The 19611-nt window shown below is 42.1% G+C and carries 18 protein-coding genes; 4 read left to right on the forward strand and 14 right to left on the reverse strand.

From position 1 onward, the window contains the following. Positions 1–2: 2 nt before the first annotated feature. The 5 genes from J0L60_11405 to J0L60_11425 all read right to left on the reverse strand — a co-directional run bounded on the left by J0L60_11405 (position 3) and on the right by J0L60_11425 (position 4563). Positions 3–1052, reverse strand: coding sequence for a PD40 domain-containing protein (locus J0L60_11405; protein ID MBN8546724.1), 1050 nt, complete (start codon positions 1050–1052; stop codon positions 3–5). 64 nt (positions 1053–1116) lie between these two features. Then, positions 1117–1830, reverse strand: coding sequence for an MBL fold metallo-hydrolase (locus J0L60_11410; protein ID MBN8546725.1), 714 nt, complete (start codon positions 1828–1830; stop codon positions 1117–1119). 18 nt (positions 1831–1848) lie between these two features. Beyond that, positions 1849–3885, reverse strand: coding sequence for a ferrous iron transporter B (locus J0L60_11415; GenBank protein MBN8546726.1), 2037 nt, complete (start codon positions 3883–3885; stop codon positions 1849–1851). 2 nt (positions 3886–3887) lie between these two features. Then, positions 3888–4118: a ferrous iron transport protein A gene (locus J0L60_11420; GenBank protein MBN8546727.1), complete on the reverse strand. Its 231-nt coding sequence runs from the start codon at positions 4116–4118 to the stop codon at positions 3888–3890. Continuing rightward, positions 4099–4563 (reverse strand): transcriptional repressor, encoded by a 465-nt coding sequence (locus J0L60_11425; protein ID MBN8546728.1) that lies wholly within the window; start codon positions 4561–4563, stop codon positions 4099–4101. The genes J0L60_11420 and J0L60_11425 overlap by 20 nt, the downstream gene beginning before the upstream one ends. 171 nt (positions 4564–4734) lie before the next feature. On the opposite strand from J0L60_11425, the gene J0L60_11430 reads away from it, so the two are divergent. The 4 genes from J0L60_11430 to J0L60_11445 are packed head-to-tail and all read left to right on the forward strand — an operon-like array spanning position 4735 to position 10234. Beyond that, a complete protein-coding gene (locus J0L60_11430) occupies positions 4735–6414 on the forward strand; it encodes a CotH kinase family protein (GenBank protein ID MBN8546729.1) in 1680 nt (559 codons plus the stop codon). A gap of 35 nt (positions 6415–6449) precedes the next feature. After that, the gene (locus J0L60_11435; GenBank protein MBN8546730.1) at positions 6450–7532 is read left to right on the forward strand and encodes an ABC transporter ATP-binding protein; all 1083 of its coding nucleotides are present in this window, start codon (positions 6450–6452) and stop codon (positions 7530–7532) included. Beyond that, on the forward strand, positions 7522–8385 hold the full coding sequence (locus J0L60_11440) for an ABC transporter permease (protein ID MBN8546731.1): 864 nt from the start codon (positions 7522–7524) through the stop codon (positions 8383–8385). The genes J0L60_11435 and J0L60_11440 overlap by 11 nt, the downstream gene beginning before the upstream one ends. Then, a complete protein-coding gene (locus J0L60_11445; protein MBN8546732.1) occupies positions 8375–10234 on the forward strand; it encodes an extracellular solute-binding protein in 1860 nt (619 codons plus the stop codon). Before J0L60_11440 ends, J0L60_11445 begins: the two co-directional genes overlap by 11 nt. On the opposite strand, the gene J0L60_11450 is transcribed toward J0L60_11445, so the two are convergent. From J0L60_11450 to thyA, 9 genes are all read right to left on the reverse strand, one after another. Further along, entirely contained in the window at positions 10231–10983 is a 753-nt protein-coding gene (locus J0L60_11450; GenBank protein MBN8546733.1) for a glycosyltransferase family 2 protein, read from the reverse strand. The two genes, J0L60_11445 and J0L60_11450, sit on opposite strands and share 4 nt — an antisense overlap. Positions 10984–10985: 2 nt before the next feature. Next, entirely contained in the window at positions 10986–11399 is a 414-nt protein-coding gene (locus tag J0L60_11455; protein MBN8546734.1) for a DUF393 domain-containing protein, read from the reverse strand. Continuing rightward, entirely contained in the window at positions 11392–12615 is a 1224-nt protein-coding gene (locus J0L60_11460; GenBank protein ID MBN8546735.1) for an HlyC/CorC family transporter, read from the reverse strand. Before J0L60_11460 ends, J0L60_11455 begins: the two co-directional genes overlap by 8 nt. Further along, the gene (locus J0L60_11465; protein MBN8546736.1) at positions 12615–13121 is read right to left on the reverse strand and encodes a hypothetical protein; all 507 of its coding nucleotides are present in this window, start codon (positions 13119–13121) and stop codon (positions 12615–12617) included. The genes J0L60_11460 and J0L60_11465 overlap by 1 nt, the downstream gene beginning before the upstream one ends. Continuing rightward, positions 13121–14008, reverse strand: a complete 888-nt coding sequence (locus J0L60_11470) for a decaprenyl-phosphate phosphoribosyltransferase (GenBank protein MBN8546737.1) — start codon at positions 14006–14008, stop codon at positions 13121–13123. Before J0L60_11470 ends, J0L60_11465 begins: the two co-directional genes overlap by 1 nt. Next, positions 14005–15660: a methylmalonyl-CoA mutase family protein gene (locus J0L60_11475; GenBank protein ID MBN8546738.1), complete on the reverse strand. Its 1656-nt coding sequence runs from the start codon at positions 15658–15660 to the stop codon at positions 14005–14007. The genes J0L60_11470 and J0L60_11475 overlap by 4 nt, the downstream gene beginning before the upstream one ends. 233 nt (positions 15661–15893) lie before the next feature. Continuing rightward, positions 15894–17870 carry a DNA mismatch repair endonuclease MutL gene (gene mutL / locus J0L60_11480; protein ID MBN8546739.1) on the reverse strand — a complete coding sequence of 659 codons (1977 nt, stop codon included), beginning with the start codon at positions 17868–17870 and terminating at the stop codon, positions 15894–15896. 301 nt (positions 17871–18171) lie between these two features. Next, entirely contained in the window at positions 18172–18672 is a 501-nt protein-coding gene (locus tag J0L60_11485; GenBank protein ID MBN8546740.1) for a dihydrofolate reductase, read from the reverse strand. Beyond that, a complete protein-coding gene (thyA, locus tag J0L60_11490; protein MBN8546741.1) occupies positions 18669–19508 on the reverse strand; it encodes a thymidylate synthase in 840 nt (279 codons plus the stop codon). The genes J0L60_11485 and thyA overlap by 4 nt, the downstream gene beginning before the upstream one ends. Positions 19509–19611: the final 103 nt, after the last annotated feature.

The raw sequence follows: 19611 nt of genomic DNA on the forward strand, positions 1-19611 counted from the left end.
AGTTATTCTCCATCAACCCAGTCGGCAAAGAAAACATTGGTATCACCTTTTTCTTTGTTAAATCTGTTGGAGGCGAAAACGAGGTGTTTTCCATCCTTAGTAAACATCGGGAATCCGTCAAAAGATTCGTTGAATGTAACCTGTTCGAGACCTGTACCGTCAATCTTGATCAGGTAAAGATCGAAATTCCTTGGGTCCTTACTTAAAGCATTTGAACAGAAAATGATTCTTTTACCATCGGGATGAAAGAAGGGAGCGAAACTTGCCTTACCAAAATTTGTTACCTGAACCTTGTTTTTGCCATCTGCATCCATTACGAATATTTCAAGAGCGCCCGGTCTGACGAGTTTTTCTTTTACAAGTTCGTCATAGTCCTTAAGTTCTTTATCAGTTTTTGGTCTGCTTGCTCTGTAAACAATTTTGGAACCGTCTGCTGAGAAAAAGGCACCACCGTCATATCCTTTTTCGAATGTGAGCCGTTTTTGGTTGCTTCCGTCAATGTCCATTATATACAGTTCAGGATCACCATCGCGAAGGGAGGTAAAAATTATTTTATCACCTTTCGGTGAAACTGTTGCTTCAGCGTCGTAGGAATCATTGTTGGTTACCTGACGAATGTTTTTACCGTCTTTGTCGGCAATAAATATTTCGTAGGAATCGTAAAGTTTCCAGACATAACCTTTTGAAAAATCAGGATTCGCAGGGCATTTGGCATCAGCCACATGTGTGGAAGCATAGATGATCGATTCATCTCCAGGCATGAAATATGAGCAGGTGGTTCTGCCATGACCGGTAGAAACCATTTTTTTATCTGTTCCGTCAATATTCATTGTGAATATCTGATCGCACTCCATCCCCTTGGTTTTCGCCTGAAATATCAATTTTTTGTTGTCAAATGAGAGGTAAGCTTCTGCATTTTCACCACCATCAGTGATCATTTTTATATTTTTTAGTCTCTTTTCACCTTTAAAAACCATGCTGTCGGCATTTTGCGCTGTTGCAGAAAAATTGAAAATAACCATTGATATCAGTAAAAGCAGAATGCTCTTCATCTAATTAACCTCATAGATTGTGTTTGTGTTCGAAAAAGTTTTAAGACAAGCCTTAAATTAAGGTTTATTGCGGGACATGAACAAGGAAAAATTCTTTGGCGGCTTTTCCGATTCTTTCAGCCTCTTCCATTGTCATGTGCATACCGGGGACGCTTTCATCGTCCTCCCCTGCTTCGAGTATCGCAAGGTCGGCTCCTTTGGCGTGGTGCAAAAGTTCGTCACAGTAGGCAGTATCACCACCATAGCAAATTTTCTTGCCACCGTAGCCAAACTTAAATCCGATGGCAGGCACGAGTCGGGTTTCGTTTCCCTTTCCTGTCATTTCACTGTGCTTTACGGGAAATGGAGTGATTGAGACTCCGTGACGGGAGAACCGTTTAGAGTCCATGATTGGCTTTAAATATATTGGATAGGAAGTGCTTAGACCGTAAACAGTCCGGAACGCATTATAAATACTCTCTATCTCAAAGCATCCTTCGGGATAATGGATATTCATTGGAGAGCGTTTCCTCATGACGCGAAGGTAGGTAAGCAGTGACCACACTCCGCCGACATGATCATGGTGACCATGAGTAATAAAAATATCTGTGATTGATAAAATCTCTTCGGGGTGGAGTTCTTCATTTAGATCACGAAGTATCCCGTCACCCGGATCAATGACTATCTTCGTCTCACCGGCCCGCAATAAGATACCCGTGGCAATAGCAGGAATTGAACAAAAGATCTTGATACTGAAATCTTCCTTTTCCCAGAAGATTGGATATTCGGATTTAACCATAAAAAAGCTGTCTCATTTTTAAATTACAACCATCGCTGTGAGTCCTCCGACAAAAAACGCTATTACCCACGCACTGATCCAAATCGTAAAACCCTCTCTCCAGCCCCTCTCCTTAAGCATAACCATAAATGATGCAATACAAGGGACAAAAAGAGTAATCACCACTAGTGACACAGCAACCTGCATCGGGGTAAGAGACAGATCGAAAAGGCCTGCAGCTCCAAAATCTCTTCTGACTGTTCCCATCACAAAAGCAACTGACGCCTCAGACGGAAGTTTCAGCCAGTTCACCGTTAACGGTTCAAGAAAATTCGTGAATACTGCAAGTAGTCCGGTTATCTCTAAAATTCCAACTCCAAGCGCTCCGATGAAAAACCATAAAGCAGCCTCTTTCATGAAACCGGTTGATCTGTACCAGGTTTTTTTCAAAATATTGTCTATCCTCGGCACACGCATCATCGGCAGATCAATTAACAAGGGAGTGCTCTGCCCCGGCAACATTTTGTGCAAAACTGTTGAAACTGTTATCATCATGGCTACAATCACTGTGGCGTACACCAGCATGGCTTGAGGACCGGCGGTTCCGGCAAGTACTGCAATAACAGCGAGCTGCGCAGAACACGGGATGACAAATTGAAGAATAGCCGTGGCAATCGTTTTTTCCCTCTCACTTCCGAGTATTCTGGTGGTAATCGTTGCCATGGTTACACACCCAAACCCGAGAAGTATCGGGATTACCGCTCTTCCGTTTAACCCGATTCTCGAGAGGGACCTGTCCATCATCGTGGCAAGCCTTGGCAAATAACCCGAATCCTCGAGAATTGCCATCACAAAATAAAAAGCTATCACCAGGGGTAAAAGAAGAAACAGCAGATATGTAATTGTCATGCTGAAAACGCCAAACTCTCCAAAGAAGAGTTTTACAATTGGATTGGGGAAATGAAAATCGACCTGGGTGTCTTTGTTTGCTGCTGCAGCTTCAAACGATTTTTTCAGCGCGGGTTCGTACTTGATTCCCTCTTTAAATCTAAACTCTTTGGTTCCTGTTGCATTTCCATCCTGATCAAGTGAGGTCACTTTAATGTCAACGGGCGTAAATTCACCGACAAAACTTTTTGTGTAAAATTCAAAATATCTTTTCCCGACTGTGTCCTCTGTGAATCCTACAAGTCGTTGAGCAACCAAATCGCCAACCAGAAAATAGAGAACCACCAGTACAACTGCCAGAATTGGGATACCTGTAACGGGATTTAATGAAAGGCTTCCAAGTATATTGAAAAAACGCCCTTTGGAAGTGTCTTCATATTCGACATCCGCAATTATCTCATTTACACTTTTTCTTCTTTCAATATAAATCGCTTCACGGTCGTCAGCACTTCCGCATTCAAATCCGTACTTGGCAGATACTTCCTCATCACCTTCAGCTACAAGAAGAGCCACACCTCTGCCGTGATTATTCACGATGTGCTGGTTCAATCTGCCGGTAATTTCGCCGCTGACATTTCCTGTTCTTGCTTTCTCGATTGCCTCGGGCAGGAGATCAAAACCTGCTTTACTAACAGCAGAAGTCTCTATCACTTCAACACCGAAAAGTGCAGACAACCTTGCTGCGTCAATTTTTATCTTTTTTCTTTTAACTTCATCGCTGAAATTGAGAACAATTGTAACCTTCTTCCCCATCTCAATCAGTTGTTTTGTAAGAAAGAGATCCCTCTCAAGATGAAGTGAATTTACAACATTAAGCACGATATCAGCTTCGATGATCACATCCCGGGCAACTCTCTCCTCATCATTAAATGATGAGACACCATATATTCCCGGGGTATCAAGAATTTCATAATTTTTCCAGGTACCTGTACTTACTGAAACGGTTGTACCGGGGAAATTCGAAACATCAACATAAACTCCACTCAGATAATTGAACACGAGCGATTTGCCCACATTGGGATTGCCAACGAGGACAACCCTCTTTCTCTCAACGAGTGGTTCGTTCAAATTTGGAGTCTGTAATAAATCTTTCGGGCTTACTTTTATGCCCGTGGCTTCTGTTCTCATTGTCAAAGTTCTTCTGAAATTAATATCTGCGACGCCAGTTCATATCCCAGCGCAATCTCCTGCCGGTTCTTCTGTATAACTACAGTGCCTCCCGGCAATCTCTCAAGACAAAATATTCTGTCACCCTCGCTTATACCAAATCTGATTAACTGTACTTTCAGCACTCCGTGTGGCAGAGCCATCACAGTAAAATATTTCCCTTTACGGGCTGAATCAAGCGTTCTTTTTTCCATTATACCAGGGGCAATCCGGTTTTTTCTCACACCGGGCAAAAATATTGTATGAATAGCTCGAGGTTTTATAACCAAGATTTTCACCGATTTCCTTCGACATCTCTTCGAGTCTGTGTTCCGTAAACTCCACAATCCTTCCACAATCCATACATACAAGGTGGAAGTGATTCTGTCTCTTGAAATTGCTTTCGTAATAGTTTACTTTGTTTGAAAAATTGCGGAGGGATAAAAGTTCTGCCTGACAGAGGAGTTCGAGTGTATTATACACGGTTGCCCGCGATACATGCGAGTGGTTGTTCTTCATCGAAATAAAAAGTTCGTCAGCGCTAAAATGACCGTCAAACTCCAATGCCGCTTCAAGAACTTCGAATCTTTCGGGTGTTATTCTGTTGCTTCCCCGTTTGAGGAAATCTCTGAATAACTCGGTTGCCTGGTTGTTTTTCACTTCTTCTTAAAATTATTTAGATTTAATCTACATAAAAATAACATTTACCCGGCAATTAAACAAATAAAATTTCTGTCGCTTGAAAATAGATTTTTCTCCGACTTCCATTTGAATGATTTTTATCATATTATTTAATTAATTTACCATGTAAATCATTCAATTTTTGAACCAATGAATACTACTAAATTGAACCCGATAATAAAATTCCTTGTATTACTTTTCCTCTTTCCGTTTTTTGCTCAGGCACAGTTTACATCATCCAATCTTCCCATTGTAATAATAAATACCAACGGGCAGATTATTATTGATGATGAAAAAATAACTGCTGACATGGGAGTAATATATAACGGAGAGGGCGTCCGCAATTATATGACCGACCCCCGTAATCACTACAACGGTAAGATCGGCATTGAGATCAGAGGCTCAAGCACACAAATGTTCCCTAAAAAAGGTTATGCTGTTGAAACCAGAGACTCGACCGGGGAAAATCTTAATGTACAATTACTCGGTATGCCATCCGAAAACGACTGGGTCTTCAACGCAGAGTATAACGACAAAACATTAATGAGGAATGTGCTTGTTTATGACATGGCAAGAAGAACCATGAAATATGCATCAAGGTCACGCTACTTCGAACTCGTTCTCAACGGTGAGTATATCGGCACTTATGTTCTTCTGGAAAAAATTAAAAACGATAAAAACAGAGTCTATATAAAAGAACTTGACCCGGAAGATATCACGGATGACGCACTCACAGGTGGTTACATTGTCAAGGTCGACAAACTTGACGGTGAAGACAATGGCGGATGGTATTCAAACTATCCTCCCTACCCGGGTGCCACACAGTCTATATATTATCAGTTCCACATCCCAAAAGCCTCCGATATTGTCCCGCAACAAATTAATTACATAAAGGCTTTCGTAACCAATTTTGAAAGCGTTATGGCTTCCCCTCAATACGAGGATTCGCTTTATGGTTACCCTTCCATTATTGATGAAACTTCATTTGCCGACATGTTTCTTATCAGCGAAGTCTCGAGAAATGTTGATGCTTACCGTCTGAGTGCCTACATGTATAAAGACCGTGATTCAAGGGACAGGAAACTATATGCCGGACCAGCCTGGGATTTTAACCATTCCCTCGGAAATGCCAATTATTACGACTCCTGGCTCGGAAACGGGTGGCAACTCGATGTTCTCACCAGCGATACGAGTTTCCTGTACAATGACTATTTCCAGGTCCCCTTCTGGTGGAAAAAATTTAAGGATTCCCCAAGATTCAAAGCAAAAGTGAAGGAAAGATGGGCAATCCTCAAAAACACAGCTTTCGATAAAAACCGGATTTTTGGTGTGATCGATTCGCTGGTGACCTATCTGAATGAAAGTCAGACCCGCAACTTCCAAAAATGGCCCATCCTCGGTCAGTGGGTATGGCCTAACTGGTATGTGGGACAGACTTATCAGGACGAGATTACCTATCTGAAGAACTGGATAAACGGGAGACTGCTTTGGGTAAACTATGCGATAAATCTCTTTACCAGCACTGAAGATGAGAAACCACTCCCTGAAGATATTCTCCTTATCTCCAACTATCCAAACCCGTTCAATCCCGTTACAAATGTGGATTATCAGATTCCGGGGAATGGCACAGCGAATATTTCCGTCTTTTCCGCAGATGGGAGCCTCGTTTCAACTCTCTTCTCGGGTGAAGTTACAAAAGGAAGGTATAAAGTGGAATTTGATGCAGGTAATTTGAGACTTGCCTCCGGGTTTTATCCTGTGGTAATTTCCTATTACCCTGAAAACGGTGTGATGCAAAAGAAAACTGCAAAAGTGATTTATTTGAAATAAATTTATCCACTTCAAGTGAGGTACATTCAGTAAAGATGCTCGAATTACGAAACATTACAAAAACTTTTGGAAAGACAACTGTAGTTGATAATATATCAATTACTATTGGCGAGGGTGAATTTTTCTGTCTTTTGGGACCCAGCGGTTGTGGGAAAACGACCCTCCTGAGAATGATTGCAGGATTTGAGACTCCAACAAAAGGCTCGATCATATTGAACGGTCTGGATATCACTTCTCTTCCCGCTTATAAAAGGGATTTCAACCTCGTTTTCCAGAATTTTGCATTGTTTCCACATCTTTCGGTTTATGATAATGTGGCTTACGGTCTGAAAGTGAAAAGAGTCGCTGCATCCGAGATTGAGGAGAGAGTAAATCAGACACTCGATTCCCTCGGTTTGCAGGGTTTTGGGAAAAGACTCCCCTCAACCCTTTCAGGCGGGCAGCAACAAAGAGTGGCGGTTGCCAGGGCAATCATCAACCGCCCCAAAATATTACTCCTCGATGAGCCATTGTCCTCACTCGATAAAAAAATTGCAGAACGAACCCTCATGGAGCTCACTGATCTGCAGAAAAACCTCGGAATCACCTTTTTATATGTAACTCACAATCAACATGAAGCCCTTTCTCTTGCCGACAGGATAGCACTGATAAACAATGGAAAAATCTCACAACTGGCTTCCCCGGCTGAGTTGTACGAAAAACCTGCTGACCGTTTCACAGCCGGCTTTATCGGTAAAATGAATTTTCTACCCGCCGAGGTTTTGAGCAGGGATGACAACCACTACAAAATTAGACTTTTCGACTCACACACAATCAACTTCAAGTCGAACGGTGAATTCCGTCTCGGAAACAGTTCCTACTTTTGCCTGAGACCCGAAAATATTTCGATATCTACAAATCCTGATCAAATTACAGGAAACTCCCTCCCCGCAGTTCTAAAGCACAGGGTCTATCTCGGTGACTCCCTCGATTTTGAATTTGTTACTGAAAACGGTACCCCCTTGCATGTGAAATCACACCGCCATTTAGGAAATGGCGACTTGAATTCCATAATCCCCGGTGCACAATGTTTCCTTAAGTGGGAAGACTCTTCAGGTTGGATAGTTAGTGAAAACTAAAAAAAGAGATTTTCTTTTTTATCTCGCTCCGCCGGGATTTTGGCTGTTCATCTTCTTTTTTATCCCTCTCGTTCTCATTGCAGGCTATGCTTTTGCGATAAAAGATGCATACGGTGGAATAAAGGAAGGATTCACCTTCGAAAATTTTAGTCAGGTGTTTGAACCCCTTTATCTCGGTGTCTTTGTCAGATCGTTGCTGGTCTCGTTTGGAGTAACGGTCACGACAGTGTTACTTGGATATCCTGTCGCCTATTACTTGAGTTTTACACGAAGCAGGTTAAAATACTTTTTACTCTTTTGCATTACACTTCCATTGTGGACCAATTTTCTTGTGAAGGTTTATTCATTCATCATTCTGCTAGGTGAAAACGGACTCGTAAACAATTTTCTGATCTGGTGCGGACTTGTTGATAAACCTCTGGCTCTGATCAACAATACATTTTCACTCTTCCTGTCGTTCGTTTATATCAACCTTCCTTTCCTCATTATGCCGGTCTATGCCTCGCTCGACAAAATAGACCATTCATACATAGAAGCATCGCAGGACCTTGGGGCAGGGAGAGTAAAGACATTCTGGAAAATTATTGTCCCCTGGTCGGCTCCGGGACTTGCAGCCGGAATCGTATTTGTGTTCGTTCCAACTCTCACAAATTTCCTCGTCCCCGAATTTCTCGGTGGAATAAACAACTATATGATCGGGAATCTGATCACACAACAGTTCTCGCATGCAAGAAATCTCCCTCTCGGTGCCGCTTTCAGTTCGATAATTGTGCTCCTCGTGGTTATACTCACAGCCGCTTATCTTAAATATTTCAATCCTTACACCCAACATGAGGATTCGAATGAACGGTAACGCAGGTGAAGAACGCTTTGAAAAGCAGAGTATAAAAGTCTCCAAAGGAACCGTCTTTACTGCATTTACCATTGGACTCTTCCTTCTCTTCCCCGTGATAATAACAATGATTTTTTCTTTTAACGAGTCGAACAGAATTACATCGTGGGAAGGATTCAGTCTGAAGTGGTACCGGAGTGCATTCGAGAATATATCACTCTGGGCTGCAATCAAGAATACCGTAATCGTGGCTGTTGCCAATACTTTTTTCTCTACAATTCTTGGTACACTCGCAGCATACGGGATGGCTCGATACAATTTCAAATTCAAGTCAGTCTTCAGAAATTTTATCTATATCCCTGTGATTCTGCCTGAAGTCATTTTTGGAATAGCACTGCTTACGCTTTTCAACGCACTGGGTTTGGGACTGGGGCTCACTACTGTAATTATATCTCACATTACCTTTTCTGTTTCATTTGTAATTCTGATTGTGGGTGCACGCCTCGATCATTTTGATTTTAAACTTGAGGAAGCAAGTCTCGATCTGGGAGCAACCCCTTCGGCCACATTTTTCAAAGTTGTCCTCCCTGTCATCTACCCGGGAGTACTCTCGGCAGCAATTTTTGCTTTCACTTTGAGTGTGGATGATTTTATCATCACTTTTTTTACCGCAGGAACAGGGGCATCCACACTTCCCGTAAAAATCTACTCAATGATCAAATTTGCGATCACTCCCGAGATTAACGCAGTCTCTACCATTCTGATCATACTAACCTCCATCGCCCTTGTTTCTTCATTTTTTCTGCAAAAATCGAATCTGCTCGAAAAAATCAAACCCCGCTATATAGTTTCTGTTTTTATCATTTTTACACTCGGTATTGCCTCTGTTTCCTTCTATCTCGGAAACCGTGAACAGTTGAATGTTTTCATCTGGACTGAATACATTGATCAAAAAATAATTGATGAATTCGAAGCAAAATATGATATCAAAGTAAATCTCGATTATTACAGCAACAACGAAGAGATGTTGTCAAAACTGCAGATGGGATATAACGGATACGATCTCATCTTCCCTTCCGATTATATGGTGGATATCATGCTAAAAAAGGGAATGTTGCGCAAAATCGACAAGGAAACCCTCACCAACTACAGATTTATCGACCGGTCGTTCAAATCGGGTTATTTCGACCCCAAAGGAGATTTTCATATCCCCTATGCCTATGGTTACATGGGTATAGTTTACAACAGGGAAATGGTGAAAAACCCGCCTGCATCGTGGAGCATCCTTTGGGATGAGCGCTACAAAGGGAAGATCATCATGATGAATGACATGAGAGAGGTTTTCTCAGTGGTGTACAATTATCTTGGAATGGATATAGAAAAAAGAAGTGAAGTCGACCTGGAACGGGCTCTGACGATGCTAAAAGATCAAAAGAGGCTGCTAAAGAAATATGAGAGCAGTGTCGTCCAGGAATATCTCTACTCAGGCGAAGTGTGGCTCGCCCATACAGACCTCGGTACAGCCCTGAAAATTATGCAGAATGATCCGAAATTTGATTTTATCGCTCCAATTGAAGGAACCAATATCTTCCTCGACAATATGAGCATACCCGCACAGGCACCCAACTGGCAAAATGCCCTGAAATTCATCAACTTCCTTCTCGAACCCCGGAACACCGCCCTCAACATTGCAAAAGTTCTCTACCCAATGCCAAATACAGGTGCTGTCGAATTTCTCCCTGAACAGATAAAGAAGAATAAACTCCTCTTCCCCACACCCGAACAGATAAAATCATTCACCATGCTGAAAGACCTTGGCGACTTTAACACAAAACTCGATATTGCCTGGACAAGGCTGATGAATTATTAGATTTTTTTCTCTCTCCTCATCTCCCATATTTTCATATAGGTGAGGAGATTTGTAAGAGCGTGAAGGATTGAGATTATCAGTCCTTCAACTCCATCTGTGAAACCTCGGCGGAGGATGTAGTGCTGAAGGAAGGCTGCAAGCGGATTTACTATAAAATTCAATGGTGTGGAGCGTTTTGTAAGAAAGCTTTCCTCGGCTTCAAGGGTGGAATAATTGTTGATTTTTGCAAAGGTGCTTTTAAGGTCAAAGTGGGTGTAGTGAAGTATATCCCCTTTTAGGTAACCGATCTTGCCATTCACAACAAATCCTTCATGGACTTTTCGATCCGTGAGTTTCGTTAGGCTTTTTTTGAAAAGTCGAAGTTGAAATCCGGGATACCAGCCGCACGATTTTATCCATTTCCCGTTGAAAAAAGTTTTGCGGGGGATGTAAAAGCCATCAAACGAGGGGACTGCCTGAAGTGTACCCGTGATTTCGTTTTTCAACTCTTCTGAAACTTCCTCATCAGCGTCGAGACTCAGAACCCATTCATTTGAACAGCTCCTAAGGGCAAAATCTTTCTGTTCCGAAAAACCCTTCCAGTCATTGTGGATTACTTTTGCTCCCAGAGATTTAGCGATCTCTACAGTCCCGTCCTTGCTTCCGGAATCTACCACAATTATTTCATCAGCCCAGGCAACGCTTTTCAAACAACGGGCAATATTTTTTTCTTCGTTCAGGGTGATAATAGATATCGATATTTTTTGCAAGATCAGCCTAAAAATTTCTTCCGTGTTTCAGGAGTCGGAATTCTACATACCTCTTCCCTGCCGAAAAACCTGTATCTGTTCCTGGCGATGAGGGAATAAACTCCGTTTCGAATAAAAGGGGGAACAATAATGAAGATATATAACAGTCCGAAAAAACCACCGAGCTCTCTCGCCACCCGAAGGCCGGCACTCGAACTTGTGAAATGATTTTCACCATTCAGGAGGATAAAAGTATCAAAATCTGTTTGTGAGAGTTTTAATTTGGAGAGGGTTTCCTGTCCAAGTTCTGACTGAAGGGATGCAAAACGGAATTTATCGTTTTTATCCCTGTCAATAATAAAATTCACCCAAAAATTGCAGAAATTACACACCCCGTCGAACAGGATTACAAATTTATCTTTTGGGATATCAGACATCTTCTATCCGTGAGAGCTTGATCATTTCGATTCTTCTCGCAGAGGAGCGTATGATATGAACCTTAAACAGACCGGCAGTAACTATCTCACCCTGAGCCGGAATTCTCCCCGTCTCCGCCATTATGAATCCGCCAATCGTATTGTAATCTCCATCCGGAATGCCAAGATCAAATTTTTCATTGATGCTGTCAACTTCAACATCCCCGCCGATAAGATATTCGTTATCCCCTGTCTGACGGCAGACATTCTCTTCAACATCATATTCATCTTTTATTTCGCCAAACACTTCCTCTATCAGGTCTTCCGCAGTTACGATTCCGGCGGTTCCTCCAAATTCATCTATCACAACCGCGATCGAGATTCTCTCCCTCAGGAAATCATTGAGCATATCAACGCTTTTTTTGGTCTCGGGAACATTCAAAATCTGACGGACAATTTCAGACAGATTCGCCGGCTGCTTAAAGAGGTCGTAGGCAAGCACAAATCCCGTTATGTTGTCAAGATTGTCTTCGTACACAGGGAGTTTAGAGTAACCTGATTCGATGAATGTTTCAATAACTTCCTCAAGACTGCTGTTTATTTCCACACCCACAATTTCGGTTCTGGGTCTCATTGCCTCATTAACCCGCTGATCCTGCATATCAATGAGTTTTCTGATCGCCTGTCCCTCTTTTTTATTAACATTCCCGGCATTCTCCCCTTCTTCAATGAGCAACTGCAAATCCTCACGACGAACCAGATCAAGTAGTGAATCGGAAGTTGATTTTTTGCGACTGATTAAGAGGGTGAAGTAACTCGCCAGTTTAACGAGAGGGTAGAATATCACATAAAGACCCCGCATTGGAATGGCGAAAACAAGCAACAAAGTTGTACTGAGTTCCCTGCCAATATATTTTGGGATCAGCTCGCCAAAAAACAAAATAACCAAAGTGGATATTATCAGAATCTCAAATTCATTTAATCCAAAATGATCCACTAAAAAAATGGTGGAAATGGAGGCGAAAGTGATATTCGCAATATTATTGCCGATCAGAAGTGTGGAAAAGAATTTCTCGGGATTATTGATAAAATAATGCGCAGCCTTCGCACCGGGGTTGTTCTTCCCTGCTTTTATCTCAATTTTGAGTTTGTTGGAAACTATATATGCCATTTCAGTACCCGAGAAGAAGGCACTCATCAAAATCAAAATTCCGAGAAGAAGAAGTTGTGTCTCCATCAGTATGTTCTCTTTACCTCGATACCTTCGATTTTACCGGCAAATATTTCTCCTTTGTATCTGATCTCAAGCTTAAGGTCCACTGCTTTTAAATCCTTCAATCCGGATGTGCTGTTCCGTTCCTTTGAGGAAAATCTAAAATTAATAAAACTTGATTTACCCGGTTTCTGAAGTTTGTTATCCTCGGGGAGGATTATGAACGGAAACTTCTTTATCTCTTTACCTTCCGCATATATTGTGGCATTCAAACAGACAATGCTGTCGATTTCGGGTTTTTCCCAGGCAGCAAACATCGCTTCACCTGTAAAAAGAAAACCGTTGGGGCCACCCGGCATCATATCAATCCAGGCTTCCGCCCTGTCGATCTTAAGAAAACCTTGTGTTACTGCATTTTCCACCGTTTTCCCGCTCTCCATCGAATTGCTCTCTTTCTCACAATTGCAGCATCCTGCAAATAAAACCACGAAAACCAAAACCGGTATAAATTTAAAGATGTGTAGTCTCATCATAAAACCTTGTAAACAATCAGAATTGTAGCCGAAAGATATAAAATTGCATTCAGTATTGTGGGAATATCTTTGAATAAAATTTCAATCGTGCTCTCTCCTCTATGATGAAGATAAACAAGATACATGTATCTGTAAATTCCAAACACTACAAATCCCGTTGTATAGATCAGTTTTTCAGTTCCAAATGTTTCAACAGTTCTCTGTGAAACTGTGTAAAGAGTGTAAAAAACGATTACACTTCCCGCAGAAACAGCAGATATCTGATCGATAAATCTGCGTGAATAATTCTCAAGCACTCTTCTGACCGGTACTGAATCCTGATCTTCCGAGCTGAGAAGTTCCGATTCCGACATTCTTTTCATCACCGCAAGAAAAAGAGAAATGAAAAGTGTAATAAGAATCAACCAGCTCGAAGCTTCCACTCCGATTACCACTGTTCCCGCCCAAACTCTTAAGATAAAACCGCCCGCTATTGAAAAAATATCCAAAAGCACAATGTTTTTCAGCTTAAATGAGTAGGCAGTGTTAAGCAGGATGTATAAAATTATGATGATCTGAAAATGAAAATTCAGTTTTAAGGAGAAAAGAACAACCAGTACACCCAGCCCCAGCAATACAAAAAGAGCATTTTGAACTGATATTTCACCCGCCGGTATGGGCCTGAATCTCTTCTTCGGATGCAGCCTGTCCCTGTCCTTGTCAATAATATCGTTCAGGACATATACAATGCTCGAAGCAAAGTTGAAAGCTACAAATCCTAAAAGTGAGAGAATCAGATCATCAGCATTAAACAGTTTTCTTGAATAGACCAGGGGCACAAACAGGAAAACATTCTTTATCCAGTGTGGTGCCCTGATCAATCTCAGATATTTTTTGAATATCAAAATACCGCTTCTTCCGTATATATTCCGAATGGTTCTTTTAATACATCTATCATCTCGCCGAGTGTAACATAGTTTGCCGCGGCTTTCACAAATTCGGGCATCAGATTGTTCCCGTTTTCAGCAGCATTCTTGATCGCTTCGAGTGAAGATTCAACTTCCGCACTGCTTCTTTGTTGTTTCAGTTCGGCGAGCCGTTCCCTTTGAACTTTTTCCACTTCGGGAGAAATTGTCAGAATGGGAATATCAATTTTCTCGTCTGTCTCGACAAATTCATTTACACCGACGATTATTTTTTCTTTTTTATCCACCTCTTTTTGGTAGGCATAGGCGGCGTCGGCAATCTGTTTTTGGAAGTAACCCGTCTCAATGGCAGGAATTACTCCTCCGAGAGAATCTATTTCTTCAAATATTCTGTTTGCTTCTGCCTCCATTTTGTCTGTCATCGACTCAACCATGTAGCTTCCCGCAAGCGGATCGACAGAGTTGATCACTCCCGTCTCATAAGCTATCAACTGCTGGGTTCTCAATGCAATTTTTACCGCTTTTTCGCTCGGAAGTGCAAGTGTCTCATCCATGGAATTGGTATGAAGTGACTGAGTACCTCCCAAAACTGCGGCAAGCGCCTGAAATGCAGTTCTGACAATATTGTTCTCAGGCTGTTGTGCGGTAAGTGTACACCCTGCTGTCTGGGTATGGAACCTCAACCACCAGCTTCTCGGATTTTTCGCTCCGTATTTTTCTTTCATTCTCTTTGCATAAATTCTTCTTGCAGCCCTGAATTTGGCAATTTCTTCGAAGAAATCAAGGTGTGAATTGAAGAAAAATGATATTCTCGGGGCAAATTCATCGATGTCCATGCCGCGCTCCATACAGGCTTCGATATAGGCAAAACCATCGGCGAGTGTGTATGCAAGTTCCTGAACAGATGTGGAGCCCGCTTCCCTGATATGATAACCGCTCACGGAAACGGGATTCCATTGCGGCACTTCATTTGTGCAATACTCAATCATATCCACAATTATCCGCATCGAAGGATGCGGGGGATAAATATATTCTTTTTGTGCTATGTATTCCTTCAAAATATCATTCTGAAGTGTACCTCTGAGACTCTTAAAATCTACTCCCTGCTTCTGAGCAACAGCGAGATAAAAAGCAAAAATCATTGCCGCAGGTGAGTTTATTGTCATTGAGGTGGAAACCTTGTCCAAAGGAATTCCCTTAAACAGTATCTCCATATCCTTCAGGGAAGAGATCGAAACTCCACAGATCCCCACTTCCCCTTCACTCAAAGGTGCATCAGCATCCCAGCCCATAAGTGTTGGAAGATCAAAAGCAACCGATAGTCCTGTCTGACCATTTTTCAACAGATAATGGAATCGCTCATTTGTATCCTCGGGTGAACCAAATCCGGCAAACTGCCGCATGGTCCACACTTTTCCCCGGTATCCGTTTGGATGAATTCCTCTGGTGTATGGATACTCACCGGGAAAACTCAAATCGCGATTGTAGTCAAAATTTTCTATGTCATGTGGACCATACAGCACCTTAACGGGTTCACCGCTCACCGTGGTGTACTTCAGTCCCTGGTCTTTCGAACGGGCAACCTTCTCGTTGTACTCGTTCAGCTTTTCGTTGTAAATCGAATTACTCATATTGATCTCCTGTTTTTTGTTCCGTTTTTCTTCCTACTCCCAATTTCAAAATTCAGCCGTCAGCCATCAAGAATTCAATGCATTCAAAATTAATCCCCCTGTGGTTTAAACCACAGGCTATTGGTATATCGAATTTCAAACTTCATACCTCAAACTTCTGACTTCCTCTTTCAGCCTTCAGCCCTCATACTTCAGCCCTCATACCTAATACCTAATACCTAATACCTAATACCTCAAGAAGTTCTCCCAAACCTTCTGTCGAACTCATCGAGTGAGATTTTCAAAACGACTGGTCTTCCGTGTGGACAGACATAGGGATTCTCGGTTGCAAAGAGTTCATCAATCAGCCGCCGCATCTCTTCCTGCGATAGCCGGTCACCCGCTTTGATTGCGGCTTTACACGAGAATGATTTTGCCATGTTTTCGGTGGCATCCAAAATTTTCTCTTCCCTGTTCTCAATATACTGATCAAGAATTTCCAAAAGAATCTTTTCTTCCTCACCCGTCTTCACCTGTGAAGGAATGCTTTCAACCACCAGATCTGTTTTGGAAATTACTTTTACGATAAAACCCAGCCTCTGAAGATATTCCTGCAACTCCTTAACGAGCATCACCCTCGCGGGATCAGTGTGAATCACTTTAGGGAAAAGGAGCTGCTGAAAAAGGGGCATCCCTCTCGTCAACTGCTTTTTTGCCATCTCATATAAAATTCTCTCATGGGCCACATGCTGATCAATTATCATCAGACCCGTTTTGATCTGGCACAATATGTATTTGTTGTGCAACTGAATGATAAAGGGAGTCGAATCAGTTTCCGCAGTGTCAGCAGGTATTCTCTCAAATATCTTCGGAGTGTAGGCATCCACATTTTTATCGCTGTATGACCCTCCGCTGACTGTCTTCCCTCCAAAAGCATTTGCGTTTCCCTGACCATCACCCGAACCTGCATCTGCAAATGGATGATTCTCGTCATCGGTCTCTTCACCCGTTTCAACTCTCCTCGAAATGGCGCCAAATATCAGGTCGATATCGCTGTCATTTATCACGGGTCGCTTTGGCATGGAGGAGGAACCTGACCGGAAATCTCTCTCCCCGTTGTTTGCAAATCGTTGAGTGTTTTCGGGTCTGTCACTGAAATCACTTCTTTGCGTTCTGGAATAGTTGTCAAAACCAAGTTTTTCGGTCTCACCAAGACTGTTCACCGTAAAAGAAAGGGAAGGTACTAGATCAAATTCGCCCAGACCTTTTCTTACAACGGCACTCACAAAGTTATATATATCCTTCTCCTCGTCAAATCTCACTTCGAGTTTTGAGGGATGGACATTTACATCCACCTTGGCAGGATCAATCTCGAGAAAAAGAACAAAGAAAGGATAATCCCCCTTCTCAAGGAAATTTTCATAAGCATTAAAAACTGCAAAATTCACCTGCTTCGACGAAACGAACCTTCCGTTCAGAAAAAGATACTGGTCTCCCCTTGCCTTCTTAACAAGAGCAGGCTTACCCAAATAACCTCTGATTGAAAGATAATCGGTTTTTTCTTCAACAAATATTGTGTTGTTTCTTACTTTATCGCCAAAAACCTGTGCCAGTCTCTCGTCAAGTTCACACGCCGGGAAATCATGCACGAGGGAATCATCCGTAAAAAATTTAAAACTTATATCGGGTCTTCCCAACGCAAGTCTCTGAAATACATCAATTACATGCCGCAATTCTGTAGAATCAGACTTTAAAAAATTTCTTCTTGCGGGAATATTGTAAAACAGATTTTTTACACTTATATCTGTTCCCTTAAAATACCCACCCTGATCCTTCGTGATCGTTCTGCTGTCATCTATTTTAATTACAGTAGAAAGTTGCTCATTGCTTGTTCCCGTTTTCATCTCAAACTGTGCTACAGCAACCATCGAACTTAATGCCTCTCCCCGAAATCCCAGAGTTGTTATCGCATCAAGATCACTCTCCACCACAATCTTGCTTGTGGCATGCTTCATAATGGAAACCAGAGCGTCCTCTTCGGTCATTCCCTCGCCATTATCGATCACTCTTATGAGAGTTCTCCCGGCATTTTTTATGACGAGTTCGATCTCCGTGGCACCGGCATCAATAGAGTTTTCCATCAACTCCTTTACAGCCGATTCAGGCCTCTGGATGACCTCACCCGCCGCAATCTTGCTCGCTATATTCTCAGGTAAAACTCTTATTTTCATCTTTTTTGTCTTTTTGCGCTCTTTGTGGTTTCAGATAGTTACACGGATTACACGGATTTTACACGGATTTCACGGATACTTTCTTTGCGTCCTCTGCGGTTTCAGATAGTTACACGGATTACACGGATTTTACACAGATTTCACGGATACTTTCTTTGCGTCCTCTGCGGTTTCAGATAGTTACACGGATTACACGGATTTTACACAGATTTCACGGATAGATTTTATTATCTCTCTGTGCTCTCTGTGTGCTCTGTGGTTCCATCCCCCTTTGCGATCTTTGCGTTCTCTGCGGTTTATTCTATAACCGAAGTTCCGAAGTTCTCTCGTACCTTGCAATTACAAACTCATCCCGTGTTTCACTGCTCACAAGGTCCCACTCCTCAAAGCTAAACCGCGGGAAAGTCACCTCTCCTTCGGCGGAAAACCTCATCCACGAAATTATCATCTCATCCACCAGTCCTTTTTCGAGAACCTGCCGGTAAATTTCACCCCCGCCTATTATAAACATTTTTTCTTTGGAAATGGTGCTTGCATATTCGAAGCCCTCCTCAAGTGAATGAAAGACCTTCACTTCCGGATATTTTGGATCAAAGTTTTTATCGCGGGTTATAACTATATGTTCCCTGTCACGAAGCGGCTTTTTGAAAAAACCGTATGTTTTTCGCCCCATAAGAACGGGATAACCGATGGTGGTAGCCTTGAAATGGTCAAAATCCTCTTTTACATTCCACGACATGTCACCGTTGGCTTTGCCGATTACGAAATTATTTGCCACAGCGACAATAATTATTCGCCTCAAACGGCAACCTCAAATTTAATCGCAGGGTGACTTGTATATCCAATAAGTTCAAAATCCTCGAATTTCAGCTCATCAATCGGTTTTTTGGCAATTTTAAGTGTGGGAAGTGGAAGGGGCTCCCTCTCGAGCTGTAATTTCAATCCTTCGAGGTGGTCATACTTCTCCTGCGGGGTTCCTTTATCGGCTACATATATATGAGCATCTATAATGGTGTGACTGAAAATCCCCGGCTCAAGTCCCGTTTCATTTGCGATTATCATGGTGAGCATCGAGTAAGCCGCAAGGTTGAAAGGAATTCCGAGAGCTATGTCCCCCGACCTTTGAGTGAGGTGGCAGTTCAGTCTGTTCCCCTGCACATTAAATGCAAAGGTGTAGTGACATGGAGGAAGTTTGCTTTTTGTGGCATTTCCCGGTTCCCAGGCTGTTACAATCAGTCTGCGGCTGTATGGATTTCTCTTTATTTCGTCAATTATATATCTTATCTGATCAACCTGTCTTACCTGCCAGTTACCGTTTTCATCCATTTCAGCGGAAGGAAATTTCCTCCAGTAATAACCGTAGGCGGTCTCAAGATTTCCTTCCTCGTCAGCCCAGGCATCCCAGATTTTTGTATGCTGCCTCAAATTCCTGATGTGGTCTTCACCCGAGAGATACCATAAAACTTCGTGTAAAAGAGATTTCCAGATCATCTTTTTGGTCGTCAGAAGCGGAAATCCTTTTGAAATGTCCACACGATAATTTGCCGAAAAATATGATATCGTATCAATTCCCGTCCGTGATGGTTTACGAACTCCTTCGTTCATTACAAGACGGACAAGGTCCAGGTATTCTTTCATCTTTGCTGTTCTGTTTTGAGGGATTTAAGAAAAAATTAAACCGCAATTTACAAAATTCGGGAGAATGTCTAATGGCAATAAATTCTGATACTTCTCAACTTTC

Source organism: Ignavibacteria bacterium (assembly GCA_017302895.1).
In the GTDB taxonomy this organism is placed as follows: Bacteria; Bacteroidota; Ignavibacteria; order Ignavibacteriales; family Ignavibacteriaceae; genus UTCHB3.